The organism is Sphingobium sp. ZW T5_29 (assembly GCF_044987515.1).
In the GTDB taxonomy this organism is placed as follows: domain Bacteria; phylum Pseudomonadota; class Alphaproteobacteria; order Sphingomonadales; family Sphingomonadaceae; genus Sphingobium.
Genome location: NZ_JBJDRM010000012.1, coordinates 106,988 through 123,862 on the forward strand (window position 1 = coordinate 106,988; position 16,875 = coordinate 123,862).

The following is a 16,875-nucleotide window of genomic DNA, read 5'->3' on the forward strand; positions in this document are numbered from 1 at the left end:
GGCTTCATGGCAGAACAGAATATTCGGTTGCGCATTCTTTCCTACCTGATTGCCGCTGCTGCGGGTTCCGCGCTGACGATCGCCATTGTCGGGTGGGAAGATGCGCCATCGCCCAAGCCCGCTCAGGCTGAACCGAAACAGCCGCCCAGGGTTGAGGTTCCCAAGATCCCCGTCATTCCCGTCCCACCGCCACCGCTGGACCGCGCGGCCCTGTTGGCCGCGGCGGCGAGCGCGGCGGATGCGGTGGCGAGCGGTAGCGCAATGCCGCAGTCCAATGCGCAGCTGGTCGGGCGGTCCTTCATCCTGCGCATGCCATTTGGTTGCGCGGGGGAATTGACCGACGAAACGAAAGACGCATGGGCGGGATGGAGCTTCAATCCCAGGAGCCGCGCGCTCCGGCTTAGCGCGCGGGCCAACAACCTTGCCGATACGGACTGGGTGAAGACGTTGGCGACCGACATGAAATTCGATGCGGTCGAGGGTTTCTGGATCCGCCGTCCATGGACCAGCGCGGACCAGTGCCCCGCCGAGGGTGGCGCGTTGACGGACGTCGGCGTCCCGCAGGGCCAGCGGCTGGGAATCGCGCAATTCTATTCGCCCGACGGGCCAAGGACTTTGCGGCGCGGTGACCGCCCCTATTCGTCCACGGTCAAGCTGCCCGAAGGCGAAACGCCGTCAGCGCGCGGCTATCAGCTTCAACTGGAGGGCAAGGTTTCCGGTTTTGCCGATGGCCAGCCCGTTCATTGTTTCCAGCAGGACGCGTCCGTTGCGCCACGTTGCCTGATCGCGGTTCAGTTCGAACGGGTGGCGTTCGTCGCGCCGGACAAGCCGGAACCAATCGTCGAATGGCATTGATCGTGCCGAGTGGAGGGGTCCGCCGCGGCTTTAGGTAAGCTGCTCAAACCGCTTCGTTGACAATGCTCTCCCGCTCGCTCGCCTGTCGCGTCCACATGATCGCATAAAGGCCATCGGCCCGGACCAGGTCGGCATGACGTCCCCGCTCCACGACGCGACCCTGATCCAGCACGATGATTTCGTCGGCATCGACGACCGTCGACAGGCGGTGGGCGACGATCAGCGTGGTGCGTTTGCGCGCTATGTTGCGCAGCACGTCCTGAATCTCTGTCTCCGTTCGGCTGTCGAGCGCGCTCGTCGCTTCATCCAGCACCAGAACCGGCGGGTCCTTCAGCAATGTCCGCGCGATCGCAACCCTTTGCTTTTCGCCCCCGGAAAGTTTGAGGCCGCGTTCGCCCACGCGCGTGTCATATCCCTGCGGCAGGCGCATGATGAAGTCATGGATGGATGCCGCCCTGGCCGCCGCCTCGATCTCCGCCTGGCTCGCGCCTTCGCGGCCATAGCCGATATTATAGCCGACCGTGTCGTTGAACAGCACCATGTCCTGCGGGACGATGCCAATCGCCGCGCGGAGCGACGATTGCGTCACCCCTGCGATATCCTGCCCATCGATCATGATCTGGCCGTGCTGGATGTCGTAGAAGCGGAAAAGCGTGCGGGCGATGGTCGATTTTCCAGCGCCGGACGGACCAACGATCGCCAGCGTCCGGCCCGCTGGCACGGTAAAGCTGACATCATGCAGGATTTCGCGGTCGGGATCATAGCCGAAACGCACATGGTCGAAGCGGACCTCGCCAGCGGTCACTTTCAGTGCGGGTGCGTCAGGCCGGTCGCCCACTTCGGTGCGCGTATCGATCAGCTTGTACATCGCCTCCATATCGATCACGCCCTGCCGGATCGTGCGATACACCATTCCCAACAGGTCCAGCGGCCTGAATAGCTGGCTAAGCAATGTGTTCACCAGCACGACATCGCCGGTCGAAAACGTGCCCCGGCTCCAGCCCCAGACGGTATATCCCATCGCGCCCGCCATCATCAGGTTGGTGATCAGGGACTGGCCGACGTTCAGCCAGGCCAGGCTGTTTTCCGACTTCACAGCCGCTTCGGCATAGCGCCGCATGGCGTTGCTGTAACGGGCGGCTTCCCGTTCCTCCGCGCCGAAATATTTGACCGTCTCAAAATTCAACAGGCTGTCGACCGCGTGAGCGACGGCGTTGGTGTCCATGTCCACCATGTCGCGCCGCAACTGGTTGCGCCATTCGGTGATGGTACGGGTGAACCAGATATACAGGCCCACCATCACCAGCGTCGCCGCCACAAGCCCCGGCCCGAACTTGACGAAGAAGATGACGCAGACCGCCGTCAGTTCCAGCACCGTCGGCGCGATGTTGAACAGCAGGAAATAGAGCATCGTGTCGATGCTCTTGGTGCCGCGTTCGACGATCTTGGTGACCGCGCCAGTGCGCCGGTCGAGATGAAAGCGCAGCGATAGCCGGTGCAGATGGACGAATACATCGTCGGACAGGCGCCGCCCGGCTTCCTGTCCTACCTTTTCGAATACCGCGTTGCGCAGATTGTCGAACAGAACGCTGCCGAACCGCGCGCCCGCATAAGCCACCACCAGCGCGATGGCGAGACCGGCGGCAGGCTCCATGCCCGGCACCATGCGGTCGATCGCCCCCTTATAGGCGAAGGGCATGGCAAGGCTGATCGCCTTTGCCATCACGACCAGAATCATCGCGATAGCGACGCGCCGCCGCAGTGCAGGCGCATCGGCAGGCCACAGATAGGGCAGGAACCGCCGCAATGTTGCCCACACGGGTGGAAGCGGGCTGTTGTCGGGTGTGGATGGCGGCATGGGCGCTATGTAGGCGAAGGCCGCCAATCTTATAAGCCCCTCCCTCTCACGGGAGGGGGAAGGGGAGTGACGAGCGCAGCGAGCTTCTGTGCTGTCCCGAAAGGCGGAAGCGATTGCTGACGCGATCGCACCCTCCCCCGGCCCCTCCCGCAGGCGGGAGGGGAGTTTAGAGGTGGATCAATCGCGCAGCAGTTCGTTGATCCCGGTCTTCGACCGCGTCTGCGCATCCACGCGCTTCACGATCACCGCGCAATACAGGCTGGGTCCCGGCGTGCCATCAGGCAGCGGCTTGCCGGGCAGCGATCCCGGTACGACGACCGAATAGGGCGGCACTTCGCCGATGAAGATCTCACCCGTGGTGCGGTCGACGATCTTGGTCGACATGCCGATGAACACGCCCATCGACAGGACCGAACCCTTGCCGATGCGCACGCCTTCCACGACTTCGGACCGAGCGCCGATGAAGCAGTCATCTTCAATGATGACGGGATCGGCCTGCAACGGCTCCAGCACGCCGCCGATGCCGACGCCGCCCGACAGATGGACATTCTTGCCGATCTGAGCGCAGCTGCCCACGGTCACCCAGGTATCGACCATCGTGCCTTCATCGACGAACGCGCCGATGTTGACGAAGCTGGGCATCAGGATGACATTCTTCGCAATATGCGATCCGGCGCGGGCGAAGCTGCCCGGCACGGCGCGGAAACCGGCGGAGCGGAACGCCGCTTCGTCCCATCCGGCGAATTTGCTGGGCACCTTGTCCCACCAATGGCCAGCGCCCGGACCATTGTCGATCATGACATTGTCGTTCAGGCGGAAAGACAGCAGCACCGCCTTTTTCAGCCACTGGTTGACCTGCCAGCCATCCGCAGTCGGTTCAGCGACGCGCGCCGTGCCGCTGTCCAGCATGGCCAGGGCCTTGTCTACCGCCTGGCGGACTGCGCCCTGCGTTGTCAGGCTGACATTGGCCCGATCTTCCCAGGCGGCGTCGATGGTGGCGATCAGATCTTGGCTCATGGCTTTTCCCCAATGATGTCGGCCAAAAATGGCGTCAGATGGTCGGTTTCAAAATCGATATAGTCGGGATGATGGTCGTGATTGCCCGCTTCCGACCCATTGTTCACCCAGATGGTGGCCATGCCGATCGCCTTTGCGGGCTTCAGGTTGCGGGCCATATCTTCGAAAAAGGCGGCGCGGGATGGGTTGATCCCATGCACCCGGCATAGTTCCGCATAGCCTGACGGGTCGGGTTTCGGAATATATTGGCAGGCGTGAATGTCGTGGATCAGCTCGAAAGCCGCGCCCAGGCCCAGCCGGTCGAGAACGCGCTGCGCATAATCGGCGTCGCCATTGGTAAAGATCAGGCGGCGACCGGGGAGGGCGGCGATATGGGCGTTCAGCGCCTCATCCACCTCCAGCCGGTCCATCGAAATATCATGGACATAGTCCAGGAAAGCACGCGGTTCGATGCCATGATGATGCATCAGGCCCGACAGCGTGGTGCCATGTTCCATGAAATAGCGTTTCTGCGTGGCCTTTGCGACCACGGGGTCGCACCCCAGCAAGCCCTGGATAAACTCGCCCATCTTCACATCGATCAGCGCGAACAGGTCCGTTTTCGCCGGATATAGCGTGTTGTCCAGATCGAAGATCCAGCAATCGACATGGGCAAGCTCATCACGCATGGCCGCGCCCTAATCCTGTGCGGCAAACAGGGCAAGGGGTGGATAACAGATGACCTGCTCCTGCCTCCGCAGAGGCACGCGGCTTTCTAACCGCAGCCCGGCGCGTCGCTATCCTCGTAAAAATTCTGCACTGCGGCCCAGGCTTCCTCGGCTGTCTCCACCCAGGTCAGCAGGTTGAGGTCCGACGGCGAAATCACGCCCTCTTCCGCCAGCGCTTCGAAATCCACTACCCGCGTCCAGAACTCGCGCCCGAACAGCAGGACGGGAATGGGCTTCATCTTGCCGGTCTGGATCAGTGTCAGCAGTTCGAACATTTCGTCGAATGTGCCGAACCCGCCGGGAAAAACCGCCAGCGCGCGCGCGCGGAGCAGGAAATGCATCTTCCTCAGCGCAAAATAGTGGAACTGGAAGGACAGCTCCGGCGTGACGAACCGGTTGGGGGCCTGCTCATGCGGCAGGACGATGTTCATGCCGATTGTCTGCGCGCCGACGTCCGCCGCGCCGCGATTGGCCGCTTCCATGATCGACGGCCCACCGCCTGAACAGACGACGAAATGACGGCACCCGCTTTCCGTCACGGGATATTGCGCGGCGGTTCGCGCCAGCTTGCGCGCTTCGTCATAATAGCGCGCCTTCTTTCCCAGATTTTCAGCGATCCGCCGCTGTTCCGGCGTTGTCGCGATGTCGATCCGCGCCTGCACCTGCTCCGGTTCGGGAATACGGGCCGACCCGTAGAAGACGAAGGTGGATTCGATCCCGGCCTCGTCCATCAGCAATTGCGGCTTTAGCAGTTCCAGCTGAAAACGGACGGGCCGCAAATCTTCGCGCAGCAGAAATTCCGTGTCCTGAAAGGCCAGGCGATAGGCAGCGCTGCTGGTTTGCGGGGTGCCGACCTGCTTCTGCGCGTCGGCGGCTTCCTGGCGGGCGGGGCGGAACTTGCGTTCCTCAATCTCTTTTCTTGTCATTGAAACCAACTTAGGCGCGCGGGCGCAAAAACCCAAGAGCGCTTAACGGCAGAAGCCGCCGCGATTTGGTTTCCGCTTAACGGCAAAAGCCGCCGCGGCCGCCCATGTCGAAATGAAAATGATCGCGGTGCGCAACGTTGTAATCCGGGCTCAGCACCGTGCGGAACCGTTTGCACGCGCTGACCCTTACGATTTCCAGGAACTGGCGGGTTTGCCGGTCGCCATTCCAACCCTCCTGAACCGTGATCCGCCGTCCGTCCGACAGGACGAATGCAGACACGTCGACAGCATTGCTGTGCGCATGTTCGCTCAGCTTGCCGCTGCCCGCGATCGGGCGGCAATTATAGGTGCCGAATGTTTCGATCCGTTCAATCTCCGCGCCCAGGATCAGGCGCGCGGCTGGTTGAACGCCATAGCGCGCCCAGGCGGCGAAATTGGCCGCCAGGTTGCAGGTCATCGCGCCCAGGTTTGTGGCGGGAACGCCGATGTCCAGCAGCTTGACGCTGCCCACCGCCGAACAGCCGCCGCCGAAATTCTGGTCGGGCAGGGGCGTGAAGGAAACCGATTGCGACTGCAGCTTTACCAGGCACTGACGCAATTCCATTGATGGTGGCGCCACGGGACGCGCGCCCTTGGGCGGCTTGGATGCGCGCTCGACCCGCCCGCGCGGCACGATGTCGCCACTGCACGATGCCAGCGCCAAAGCCAGCGTCAGGCACAGCCCGGTCAAGGCCGCATGACCCGCGCCGCGCATCATCATTTTCCCCCTTGGCCGCTCTATCATGACCTGTGTTTATCACGGCTTGTCCCGTTGTTGGTTAACGATGGGAACGGTTCGTCGCATTCAGACATTCGGCTTGACTCTTACGCACCGTTCTTTAGGGCGACCGGCGGGCCACGCGGTCCCAACGCCGCGCGAGCTCTCTGCAAGGAGAAGCGTACATGACTGATATGATTGCCGCCGACGCCACCATTGCGCCTGCGGCCAAGCCCGCCACCAAGCCGGCTCGCCCCTATTTCTCTTCCGGTCCCTGCGCCAAGCCTCCGGGCTGGAGCGCCGAAAAGCTGAGCGCGCAATCCTTGGGCCGCTCGCACCGCGCCAAGATCGGAAAGACCCGCCTCGCTTATTGCATCGACCTGATGCGCGAGCTGCTGAACCTGCCTGAAACGCATCGCATCGGCATCGTCCCCGGGTCCGACACCGGCGCCTTCGAAATGGCGATGTGGACCATGCTGGGCGCCCGTCCGGTGACGACGCTCGCCTGGGAAAGCTTCGGCGAAGGCTGGGTCACGGACGCCGCCAAGCAGCTGAAGCTCGATCCGACGATCATCCGCGCCGACTATGGTCAGCTGCCTGACCTGAACGGTGTGAACTTCGCTCATGACGTGCTGTTCACCTGGAACGGCACGACGTCGGGCGTGCGCGTGCCAAACGCCGACTGGATTCCCGCCGACCGCGAAGGCCTGACCTTCGCCGACGCCACCAGCGGCGTGTTCGCTTATGAAATCGACTGGTCCAAGATCGACGTCGCGACCTTCTCCTGGCAGAAGGTGCTGGGCGGTGAGGGCGGTCATGGCGTCCTTATCCTTGGCCCACGCGCGGTCGAGCGTCTGGAGAGCCACACGCCCGCCTGGCCGCTGCCCAAGGTTTTTCGCCTGATGGCGAAGGGCAAGCTCGCTGAAGGCATCTTCAAGGGCGAGACGATCAACACCCCATCCATGCTGGCGGTCGAAGACGCGATCTTCGCGCTTGAATGGGGCAAGTCGCTGGGCGGGCTTCAGGGCTTGATGGCGCGCAGCAACGCCAACGCGGCGGCGCTGGGCAAGATCGTCGAGGAACGCGACTGGCTCGGCCATCTCGCCGCCGATCCGGCAACGCGGTCGACCACCAGCGTCTGCCTGACGGTCGATGGCGCGGACGAAGCCCTGATCAAGAGCATGGCTGGCCTGCTCGAAAAGGAAGGCGCCGCCTATGACATCGCGGGCTATCGCGATGCTCCGGCGGGCCTGCGCATCTGGTGCGGCGCGACGGTTGAGACCGCCGATATTGAAGCCCTGGGTCCGTGGCTCGACTGGGCCTATGCAACGGCCAAGGCTGCTTAACCTTCTTAACCCATTCCCCGTCATCCCAGCGAAGGCTGGGATCTCGGGCCTCTAGGTCGAACCTAGCCGCCTGAGATCCTGACCTTCGTCAGGATGACGAATTGCAAGAAAGGCAATTCGTCATGCCCAAAGTCCTCATTTCCGACAAAATGGACCCCCGCGCCGCCGCGATCTTCCGCGAACGTGGCATCGAAGTCGACGAAATCACCGGCAAGACCCCCGAAGAGCTTAAAGGCATCATCGGCCAATATGACGGCCTGGCCATCCGCAGCGCGACCAAGGTGACCAAGGAAATCCTGGACGCCGCGACCAACCTGAAGGTCATCGGCCGCGCTGGCATCGGTGTTGACAATGTCGACATTCCGGCGGCTTCGGCCAAGGGCGTGATCGTCATGAACACGCCGTTCGGCAATTCGATCACCACCGCCGAACATGCCATCGCCCTGATGTTCGCACTCGCCCGCCAGTTGCCCGAAGCCAATGCCCAGACCCAGCAGGGCCTGTGGCCGAAAAACGGCTTCATGGGCGTGGAAGTCACTGGCAAGACGCTGGGCCTGATCGGCGCGGGCAATATCGGTTCGATCGTCGCCACCCGCGCGCTTGGTCTGAAGATGAAGGTCGTCGCCTTCGATCCCTTCCTCACCCCGGAACGCGCCGTCGAAATGGGCGTGGAGAAGGCCGATCTCGACACGCTGCTGGCGAAGGCCGACTTCATCACGCTGCACACGCCGCTGACCGACCAGACCCGCAACATCCTGAGCAAGGAAAATCTCGCCAAGACCAAGAAGGGCGTGCGCATCATCAACTGCGCCCGTGGCGGTCTGGTCGATGAAGCCGCGCTCAAGGAAGCGATGGATTCGGGCCATGTCGCTGGCGCCGCGCTCGACGTGTTCGTGCAGGAACCGGCCAAGGAATCGCCGCTGTTCGGCACGCCCAACTTCATCTGCACCCCGCATCTGGGCGCATCCACCGATGAAGCACAGGTCAATGTCGCGTTGCAGGTGGCTGAACAGCTGTCCGACTATCTGCTGGACGGCGGCATCACCAATGCGCTGAACGTGCCCAGCCTGTCGGCGGAGGAAGCGCCCAAGCTGCGCCCCTATATGGCGCTCGCCGAAGAACTGGGCAGCCTGGTCGGACAGCTGGAAGGCGACCGCATCCAGGGCGTTTCGGTCGAGGTCGAAGGCCATGCCGCCGAACTCAACCAGAAGCCGATCACCGCTGCGGTGCTTGCTGGCCTGATGCGTGTCTATTCGGACACTGTGAACATGGTCAACGCGCCCTTCCTGGCGAAGGAACGCGGCCTGGACGTGCGTGAAGTGCGCCACGATCGCGAGGGCGACTATCAGACCCTCGTTCGCGTGACCGTGAAGACGGAGAGCGGGGACAAGTCGGTCGCTGGCACCCTGTTCGGTCACGGCAGCCCACGCCTCGTCGAACTGTTCGGCATCAAGGTCGAGGCCGATCTTGAAGGCCACATGCTCTATATCGTCAACCAGGACGCGCCCGGTTTCATCGGACGCCTAGGCTCGACGCTCGGCGAAGCAGGCGTCAACATCGGCACCTTCCACCTTGGCCGCCGCACCCAAGGCGGCGAAGCCGTGCTGCTGCTGTCGGTCGATGGTGCCGTGAATGACGATGTGCTCAAGGCCATCTGCAACCTGACCGGCGTGAAGACGGTGAAGCTGCTGAAGTTCGCGTAAACCCTAAAAGCCCTCTCCCCTCGGGGAGAGGGTTGGGAGAGGGGGGAGCAACCTTGCGCCTGGACCCGATGCTCAAGAAACGCGCGAGACAAATGCGCGCCAACCCCACCCCCGCCGAACACAAACTCTGGCTAGCCCTGCGCGCCAACCGCTTCGAAAACCAGCAATTCACCCGCCAAACGATTATCGCGCCCTACATCGTCGATTTCGCATCGAAAGCCGCAAAGCTGGTCGTGGAGATCGACGGGGATACACATTCCGCCAAAGATCGCTATGACGCGCGACGAACAGAGTTTCTGGAATCGCTGGGGTATCGCGTGATCCGTTTTGGCAATCCCGATGTGATGCATAATATCGAGGGCGTCCTGAGCGTGATTGCGCAGGCGTTGCGCGTTCCCCCTCTCCCCAGCCCTCTCCCCAAGGGGAGAGGGAGTAAAGGATGACCATGACCATCCCATCCGGCCTCCTTCCTGAGGGTCTTTCCGACCGTCTGCCGCCGCAGGCCGAAGCGTCCGCGCGGCTCGTCCGCCGCGTGCTCGATACGGTGGCTTCGCATGGCTATGAACGGGTCATGCCGCCGCTCGCGGAATTTGAAGAGACGCTCGCCGGTCGGCTTAAATCCATGCGTGCGCAGGACCTGGTCCGCGCCGTCGATCCGGTGTCCCAGCGCAGCCTGGCGCTTCGGCCCGACATGACCGCGCAGATCGGTCGCATCGCCGCAACGCGCCTGGCCAGCACGCCACGCCCGCTGCGCCTGTCCTATGGCGGCCCGGTCATCCGCCTGCGCGCCAACCAACTTCGCCCGGAGCGGGAGCGGTTGCAGGTCGGGGCCGAACTGATCGGTAGCTACAGCCTTGCCGCTGCTGTGGAGATCGTCAATGTCGCGATCGAAGCGCTGCAAGCCGCGGGTGTCACGGGCATCACCATCGACTTCACCCTGCCGGACCTGATCGACGCCCTTGCCGCCGGTCCGCTCCCGCTGGCGCCGGACGAGATCGAGTTGGTTCGCGCCGAACTGGACGCGAAGGATGCAGGCGCTCTTGCCGCGATCAGCCCGGCGGCGGCCGCCTATCTCCCCCTCATCGAAGCGGCCGGCCCGTTCCACCCCGCCATGGAAAAGCTGGAAGCGCTCAACGCCCAGCTTGGGGGCGCGATTGACAGCCGAATCGCTGGGCTGCGTGCCATTGCGAAGCCGATTGGCTGGGATATCACCCTGACACTCGACCCGACCGAGCGCCATGGTTTTGAATATCAGAACTGGTTCGGCTTCTCGATCTTCGCGGAAGGTTTTACGGGGGAGATTGGCCGGGGTGGCAGCTATGCCATCATCCGGGCGGACGGATCGGAAGAACCCGCCATGGGCTTTTCCCTCTATCCCGACCCGCTGATCGACGCAGGTTTCGGGGCAGAGCAGCCCAATCGGCTTTTTCTGCCGCTACACCATGACGAAAGTCGCGCCGCGCAACTTCGCAGGGACGGGTGGCGGACCGTGACCGCCCTTACGCCGCAGGAAAATGGGGAAGCGTTGCGCTGCACGCACTGGCTGGACGGCGACGAGCCGCGCCCCTACTGACTTGACGCACAGGGGGTAGCGCGGCTAACGCGCGCCCCGCACAGGGCGAATAAGCGCCCACTCGATCCCACCGGCATGCCGAGTCCCGTCGAAGGGCATGGCCGGTCCCCGCGGCGGGCGGAGGACTATATCTGTGGCTAATGTGACCGTAATCGGCGCCCAGTGGGGCGACGAAGGCAAGGGCAAGATCGTCGACTGGCTGTCGGAGCGCGCCGATGTCGTCGCCCGTTTTCAGGGCGGCCACAATGCGGGCCACACGCTGGTGGTCGGCGATAAGGTCTATAAGCTGTCGCTGCTGCCTTCGGGTATCGTGCGCGGCACGCTGTCGGTCATCGGCAATGGCGTCGTCCTCGACCCCTGGCACTTCCGTGATGAAGTCGCCAAGCTCAAGGGACAGGGCGTCGATATCACGCCTGAAAATCTCCAGATCGCCGAAACCTGCCCCCTGATCCTGCCCTTCCATCGTGATCTAGATGGTCTGCGCGAAGATGCGAGCGGCGCGGGCAAGATCGGCACGACCCGTCGCGGCATCGGCCCCGCCTATGAGGACAAGGTCGGTCGCCGCGCCATCCGCGTCTGCGACCTGGCGCATCTGGATGACCTGGGTCCCCAGCTTGACCGCCTGACCGCGCATCATGATGCGTTGCGCGCCGGTTTCAACGAAGCGCCGATCGATCGCGACGTCCTGATGGCGGAACTGCGCGAAATCGCCAGCTTCATCCTGCCCTTCGTCAAGCCCGTCTGGCTGACGCTCAACAAGGCGAAGGCGGCAGGCCATCGCATCCTGTTCGAAGGCGCGCAGGGCACGCTGCTCGACATCGATCACGGCACCTATCCGTTCGTCACTTCGTCCAACACGGTCGCAGGCACGGCGGCGAGCGGCACCGGCCTTGGCCCCAACGCCGCAGGTTTCGTCCTGGGGATCGTCAAGGCCTACACCACCCGCGTCGGCTCCGGCCCTTTCCCGACCGAGCAGGAAAATGACGTCGGCCAGCGCCTTGGCGAACGCGGCCATGAATTCGGCACCGTCACCGGTCGCAAGCGCCGCTGTGGCTGGTTCGACGCCGTGCTGGTGCGCCAGTCGGTCGCCGTTTCTGGCGTGACCGGCATCGCGCTCACAAAGCTCGACGTGCTGGACGGGTTCGAAACGCTCAAGATCTGCACCGGCTATCGGATCGGCGACCAGAGCTTCGACTATTTGCCTGCCCATGCGCAGGACCAGGCAAAGGCTGAGCCGATCTATGAGGATATCGAAGGCTGGCAGGACACCACGGCGGGCGCCCGCAGCTGGGCCGACCTGCCTGCACAGGCGATCAAATATATCCGTCGGATCGAAGAGCTGATCGGCTGCCCGGTCACGCTCGTATCCACCAGCCCAGAGCGTGAGGACACCATCCTCGTGCGCGACCCCTTCGCGGATTGAGGCGATGGCAGGCGATCGCTTCGAACGGCATAAGCAGCCCTGGACCGCGGACGAGCTGCAAAAGCTGCATATGCTGGCCAAGAAGGGCATGGCGCTGAAAGCGATCGCCAAGGCGCTGACCCGCAGCGAGGAATCGGTGAAAGTCCGGGCCAAGCAGGACGGGCTTTCCATCGCCAAGCTGCGATAGGCTGCTCGCAGGGATCACGTGCTCATGCGAAGGCAGGAGCCCAGACCCGCCGCCTGAACTGGGCTCCTGCCTTCGCAGGAGAACGGCGGCCCTTTTGCTCCGGGGCTTGATGCGTCGTAGCGGCGGTGCGACAAGCTGGAGGCAATGTAACGGAGCGAGCGCCGCCATGCCACTCGATATACTCGTCCTTTATGGTTCTTACCGGCGGAACCGCATGGGCATCCGCCTTGTCGATTATCTAATCAGGGGTTTCCAGACGCTTGGCCATCAAGCCGAATTGGTCGATGCCATGCAGGTCGGCCTCCCCATGCTCGACCAGCGCTACAGCGACTATGCTCCCGGTGAAGCGCCTGAAGCCATGGCGGCGCTGGCCGACCGGCTTTCCGTCGCTGACGCCTTTGTCTTCGTGACGGGTGAATATAATCGTGGCGTCCAGCCCGGCCTCAAGAACCTCGTCGATCATTATCTCAAGGAATTCGACCGCCGCCCGGCAGGCTTAGCCAGCTATTCGGCGGGCCGCTACGCCGGGGTGAACAGCCATGCGGCCTGGACGGTGACGCTGTCCGCCATGGGCATGGCCGTCATTCCTGAACGACTGAGCGTTGGCCAGATCGGCCAGACGCTCGATGATCAGGGCCAGCCACAGGGCGACGGCGGCGCGGCGCTGGATCGCGGCTTTTCGGCCTTCGCGCGCGACCTCATCTGGTGGGCGGAAGCGGGCAAGGTGGCGCGCTGATTGCTCAGGCTGGTTCTTCTGCCTCTCCGGTGGAGATAACCGTCGCCGCCACCAGATCGCCGGTAACGTTCAATGTCGTCCGGCACATGTCTAGGAACCTGTCGACCCCCAGCACCAGCCCGATGCCTTCGGGCGGGACGCCGACCATGCCCAGGATCATCGCCACCACCGGCAGTGACCCGGCTGGAACGCCTGCTGTGCCTATCCCACCCAATATGCACACCAGCATCACCATCAGCTGCTGCGCCCAACCCAGTTCGATGCCGAAAAACTGTGCGAGGAACAGCACGGTAATACCTTCGAACATTGCAGTGCCATTCTGGTTGGCGGTCGCGCCGATGGTCAGCACAAAGCGGGAGATTCGGCGCGGCAGATGCAGCCGTTCCTCGGCCACGCGAATGGCGGTCGGCAAGGTCGCGTTGGACGATGCGGTCGCGAAGGCCATCATTATCGCGTCCTGCGCGCCCGTGAAAAAGGTCAGGGGGGAACGCCGCGCGATAAAGACCAGCAACAGCGAATAGACGCCAACCATCTGCAACCCCAGCGCCAGCAGCACCACGCCGACATAGGCTGACAGCCGCACCAGCAATTCCCATCCGAACTGGGCGGCCAGGTTGAACATGAAACAGGCGATGGCGATGGGCGCCAAACGAATGACCAGCCCCATCAGCCGCATCGTGACTTCGAACAGCCCCTCCATGGCGGACAGCAGCAGCTTCGTCTGCTCTGTACGCACCAGCACCAGCCCGATGCCGAAAAACAGGGCAAAGACCATGACGGCCAATATGTCATTATTGGCCATGGCCTTGATGATATTGTCGGGCACCATGGCCAACAGGGCGTCCACCCCCGTGGGTGCTTCCCCGCCGCGCGCCAGTATAGCGCGTGCGCCGTCGCCTGCATTGTCCAGCATGGCCCGCGCCTGGACCGGATCGACGCCATCCCCCGGCCGCAGCAGGTTGACGACGATCAGGCTGATGGCGACGGCAATGCTGGACACCACCAATGTATAGACCAGCGTCTTGAGCCCGACCCGCCTGAGCGAGCGGATTTCACCCATTTCCGCGATCCCCACGATCAGTGCCGACACCAGCAAGGGGATGACCAGCATGAAGAGCAGCCGCAGGAATATCTGCCCGATCGGTCCGGTCACATAGCGGGTGGTGGCATCGACCCAGGCGGCGTCGCGCGCCGTCGCATAGACGATCAGTCCCGCGATCAGCCCGACAAGAAAGCCTGCCAGCATCTGCCATTGCAGCGAAAATGCAGTCCTGCTTCGCGTTGCCACCAGTTGCTCCCCATGTCCTCCGTCGAAAAAGGAACCGTTAAGAGGGCGTAATGTTTCAGGCGACCACTATAAAGGCCTCAGTCCCCTCTGCCCTCTTCCACCATGTCGCTCGCTAGTTCCAGCCCGGCGCGGCCATGAGCGGGTGTGTGGGATGGGGCCTTGGGATGCGGCACATATTCCGGCTCTTCGACCTCCAGCATGCCTTCCCATTTAGTGATGACGGACGTCGCGATGGCGTTGCCCAGCACGTTGGTGGCGGTGCGGCCCATGTCCATGAAATGATCAACCGCCAGGATGAAGGCGATGCCTTCGACCGGCAGGTCGAACTGACCCAGCGTTGCCGCCACGACGACCAGGGATGCACGGGGGACGGCGGCGATGCCCTTGCTCGTCACCATCAGCACCAGCAGGATGGTGATCTGCGTCGCAATCGGCAGGTCAATGCCATAGGCTTGCGCAATGAAGATCGTGGCGAAGGTCGAATACATCATCGACCCGTCGAGATTGAATGAATAGCCCAAGGGCAGCACGAAACTGTAGATGCGCCGGGGCACGCCGAACCGGTCGAGCTGCTCCAACATCTTGGGATAGGCAGCTTCCGACGATGCGGTGGAAAAAGCGATCAGCAACGGTTCGCGCACATATTTGATGAGCTTCACCATCCGCCGCCCCAAGAAGACGGACCCGGCCGCGATCAGCAGCAGCCAGAGGGCTAGAAGCGACAGATAGAATTCGCCCACCAGTTCGCCAAAGGTGACAAGCACGCCCGGTCCTTCGGTCGTGATCGTCGCCGCGAGCGCGCCGAATACGGCGAAGGGAGCGACCCGCATGACGTAGCCGGTCACCTGCAACATCAGTTCGACCATCGCCTCGATCAAGGTGACGATCGGCTTTCCCTTTTCGCCGATGGCGGTCAGCGCGACACCGACGAACAAGGAAAAGACGACGATCTGCAGGATGGAATTTTCCGCCATCGCCCCGATCATGGAGGTGGGAAAGACGTGCAGGACGAAATCCCTGAAATTGAGCGCGTCGGTATTCACGCCCGAAGCAGCGCCGGACCGGACAAGGTTCAGCCCTTCGCCCGGCGCGAAGAAATTGACGAAGATTAGACCCAGAGTGAGGGAAATGAGGCTGGCGACAATGAACCAGGCCAGCGCCCGCCCGCCGATCCGCCCCAGCGCCGCGCTGTCGCCCATATGGGCTATACCCGCGACCAGGGTAGAAAATACCAGCGGCGCGATGATCATTTTGATAAGGTGGAGAAATATGTCGGCCAGAAGGTGGAAATAGCCTGCCACATCCTTGGCCAGCGCCTTATCGTCGCCGACCCACAGATTGGCTGCAAAGCCGGTGATCACGCCCAGGATCATGCCCGCAAGGATGAAGGCCGTCAGTCGATTCCGCATGCAGCCCCTTTAACCCTTGCCCGGCTGGCACATCTAACAGGCGTGCGACACCCCCGCAATCGCGCCGGGCGACCTAGCCCCTCGAACGATCCAAGGCGCTGCGCTTCACGGGTAAAGCAGTCCTTCGGACCAGTTGTCACCGTCCCGCACGAACAGCCGCCGTTCGTGCAGCCTGTGTTCCCGGTCCTGCCAGAACTCGATCCGGGCGGGCATCACGCGGAAACCGCCCCAATGCGGCGGCCGGGGGACCGGTCCCCCTTCGAACCGGGCGACCGCATCCTCATATCGCTGCATGAATTCCTCTCGCGATGCGAGGGGGCGCGATTGATCGGAAGCCCATGCGCCTAATTGGCTGTCGCGGCTGCGGCTGGCGAAATAGGCGTCGGCGGTGGCGTCGTCCGTCGTGTCGACCGTTCCCTCGATCCGAATCTGGCGGCGCAGCGATTTCCAGTGGAAGAGCAGGGCGGCATGGGGATTTTCCATAAGTTCGCCCGCCTTGCGCCCTTCGAAATTGGTGTAGAAGATAAAGCCATCCGGCCCATGCCCCTTTAACAGGACCATCCGCACCGAAGGATGACCGCGCGCGTCCGCCGTGGCGAGCGCCATGGCGTTGCTGTCGTTGATCTCGCTCGAACGCGCCTGGGCATACCATTGGTCGAAAAGGAGGAAAGGATCTGTCATGCTCTCGATTTAGGCGTCGCCAGCAGCTATGTCGATGGCCCCCGCCGCTTGAAGGGCCGTGACCTTTTTGCCACATAGGGTCCAATCGGCGTTTCACGAACAGAAGGATGACTAATCGGCCATGGCGGATCCCTACGCAACTCTGGGCGTCGCGCGCGGCGCGAGCGAAGCGGAGATCAAGTCGGCCTATCGCAAGCTGGCCAAGGAACTGCATCCCGACCGCAACAAGGACAATCCCAAGGCGGCGGACAAATTTTCCGCTGTGACCGGTGCCTATGACCTGTTGTCCGACAAGGACAAGCGCGCCCGTTTCGACCGCGGCGAGATAGATGGGGAGGGTAATCCGACATCTCCCTTCGGTTATGGCGGGGCAGGCGGGGGCGGTTTTCGCGGACGGCAGGGCCAGGGC

Annotated in this window: 17 protein-coding genes; 9 read left to right on the forward strand and 8 right to left on the reverse strand. The window is 62.9% G+C overall.

Annotated features, from left to right (window positions below; genetic code table 11):
* The first annotated feature begins 6 nt into the window (after positions 1-6).
* A complete protein-coding gene (locus tag ACI3KQ_RS11930; protein WP_404957853.1) occupies positions 7-855 on the forward strand; it encodes a hypothetical protein in 849 nt (282 codons plus the stop codon).
* A 43-nt stretch (positions 856-898) separates the two neighbouring features.
* On the opposite strand, the gene ACI3KQ_RS11935 is transcribed toward ACI3KQ_RS11930, so the two are convergent.
* The 5 genes from ACI3KQ_RS11935 to ACI3KQ_RS11955 all read right to left on the reverse strand — a co-directional run bounded on the left by ACI3KQ_RS11935 (position 899) and on the right by ACI3KQ_RS11955 (position 6,147).
* The gene (locus ACI3KQ_RS11935) at positions 899-2,713 is read right to left on the reverse strand and encodes an ABCB family ABC transporter ATP-binding protein/permease (protein WP_404957894.1); all 1,815 of its coding nucleotides are present in this window, start codon (positions 2,711-2,713) and stop codon (positions 899-901) included.
* Between the two features lie 177 nt (positions 2,714-2,890).
* A complete protein-coding gene (gene dapD / locus ACI3KQ_RS11940) occupies positions 2,891-3,730 on the reverse strand; it encodes a 2,3,4,5-tetrahydropyridine-2,6-dicarboxylate N-succinyltransferase (RefSeq protein ID WP_404957855.1) in 840 nt (279 codons plus the stop codon).
* On the reverse strand, positions 3,727-4,398 hold the full coding sequence (locus ACI3KQ_RS11945) for a pyrimidine 5'-nucleotidase (protein WP_404957856.1): 672 nt from the start codon (positions 4,396-4,398) through the stop codon (positions 3,727-3,729). The genes dapD and ACI3KQ_RS11945 overlap by 4 nt, the downstream gene beginning before the upstream one ends.
* An 86-nt stretch (positions 4,399-4,484) precedes the next feature.
* Positions 4,485-5,363 carry an LOG family protein gene (locus tag ACI3KQ_RS11950; RefSeq protein ID WP_404957857.1) on the reverse strand — a complete coding sequence of 293 codons (879 nt, stop codon included), beginning with the start codon at positions 5,361-5,363 and terminating at the stop codon, positions 4,485-4,487.
* Positions 5,364-5,439: 76 nt separating this feature from the next.
* On the reverse strand, positions 5,440-6,147 hold the full coding sequence (locus tag ACI3KQ_RS11955; protein WP_404957859.1) for an extensin family protein: 708 nt from the start codon (positions 6,145-6,147) through the stop codon (positions 5,440-5,442).
* A gap of 158 nt (positions 6,148-6,305) precedes the next feature.
* Here ACI3KQ_RS11955 and ACI3KQ_RS11960 point away from each other — a divergent pair, with 158 nt between their 5' ends.
* The 7 genes from ACI3KQ_RS11960 (at position 6,306) to ACI3KQ_RS11990 (ending at position 13,088) form a co-directional block, all read left to right on the forward strand.
* Positions 6,306-7,466, forward strand: a complete 1,161-nt coding sequence (locus ACI3KQ_RS11960) for a phosphoserine transaminase (RefSeq protein ID WP_404957861.1) — start codon at positions 6,306-6,308, stop codon at positions 7,464-7,466.
* 122 nt (positions 7,467-7,588) lie between these two features.
* Positions 7,589-9,169, forward strand: coding sequence for a phosphoglycerate dehydrogenase (gene serA, locus ACI3KQ_RS11965; protein ID WP_404957863.1), 1,581 nt, complete (start codon positions 7,589-7,591; stop codon positions 9,167-9,169).
* 53 nt (positions 9,170-9,222) lie between these two features.
* Complete coding sequence (locus ACI3KQ_RS11970; protein ID WP_404957865.1) at positions 9,223-9,612, forward strand: endonuclease domain-containing protein; 390 nt, start codon at positions 9,223-9,225, stop codon at positions 9,610-9,612.
* Complete coding sequence (locus ACI3KQ_RS11975; RefSeq protein WP_404957867.1) at positions 9,609-10,742, forward strand: ATP phosphoribosyltransferase regulatory subunit; 1,134 nt, start codon at positions 9,609-9,611, stop codon at positions 10,740-10,742. Before ACI3KQ_RS11970 ends, ACI3KQ_RS11975 begins: the two co-directional genes overlap by 4 nt.
* A gap of 133 nt (positions 10,743-10,875) precedes the next feature.
* Positions 10,876-12,165: an adenylosuccinate synthase gene (locus ACI3KQ_RS11980; RefSeq protein ID WP_404957868.1), complete on the forward strand. Its 1,290-nt coding sequence runs from the start codon at positions 10,876-10,878 to the stop codon at positions 12,163-12,165.
* Positions 12,166-12,169: 4 nt separating this feature from the next.
* Positions 12,170-12,352: a hypothetical protein gene (locus ACI3KQ_RS11985; protein WP_404957869.1), complete on the forward strand. Its 183-nt coding sequence runs from the start codon at positions 12,170-12,172 to the stop codon at positions 12,350-12,352.
* Positions 12,353-12,518: 166 nt separating this feature from the next.
* Positions 12,519-13,088: an NADPH-dependent FMN reductase gene (locus ACI3KQ_RS11990; protein WP_404957871.1), complete on the forward strand. Its 570-nt coding sequence runs from the start codon at positions 12,519-12,521 to the stop codon at positions 13,086-13,088.
* A 4-nt stretch (positions 13,089-13,092) separates the two neighbouring features.
* Here the strand turns inward: ACI3KQ_RS11990 and ACI3KQ_RS11995 are convergent, their stop codons facing one another.
* The 3 genes from ACI3KQ_RS11995 to pdxH all read right to left on the reverse strand — a co-directional run bounded on the left by ACI3KQ_RS11995 (position 13,093) and on the right by pdxH (position 16,466).
* The gene (locus ACI3KQ_RS11995) at positions 13,093-14,334 is read right to left on the reverse strand and encodes a dicarboxylate/amino acid:cation symporter (protein ID WP_404957896.1); all 1,242 of its coding nucleotides are present in this window, start codon (positions 14,332-14,334) and stop codon (positions 13,093-13,095) included.
* A 119-nt stretch (positions 14,335-14,453) separates the two neighbouring features.
* Entirely contained in the window at positions 14,454-15,785 is a 1,332-nt protein-coding gene (locus ACI3KQ_RS12000) for a dicarboxylate/amino acid:cation symporter (protein ID WP_404957873.1), read from the reverse strand.
* Positions 15,786-15,890: 105 nt separating this feature from the next.
* Entirely contained in the window at positions 15,891-16,466 is a 576-nt protein-coding gene (gene pdxH / locus ACI3KQ_RS12005; RefSeq protein ID WP_404957875.1) for a pyridoxamine 5'-phosphate oxidase, read from the reverse strand.
* Positions 16,467-16,587: 121 nt separating this feature from the next.
* Here pdxH and ACI3KQ_RS12010 point away from each other — a divergent pair.
* A partial coding sequence (locus ACI3KQ_RS12010) for a DnaJ domain-containing protein (protein WP_404957877.1) occupies positions 16,588-16,875 on the forward strand: 288 nt, incomplete at its 3' end.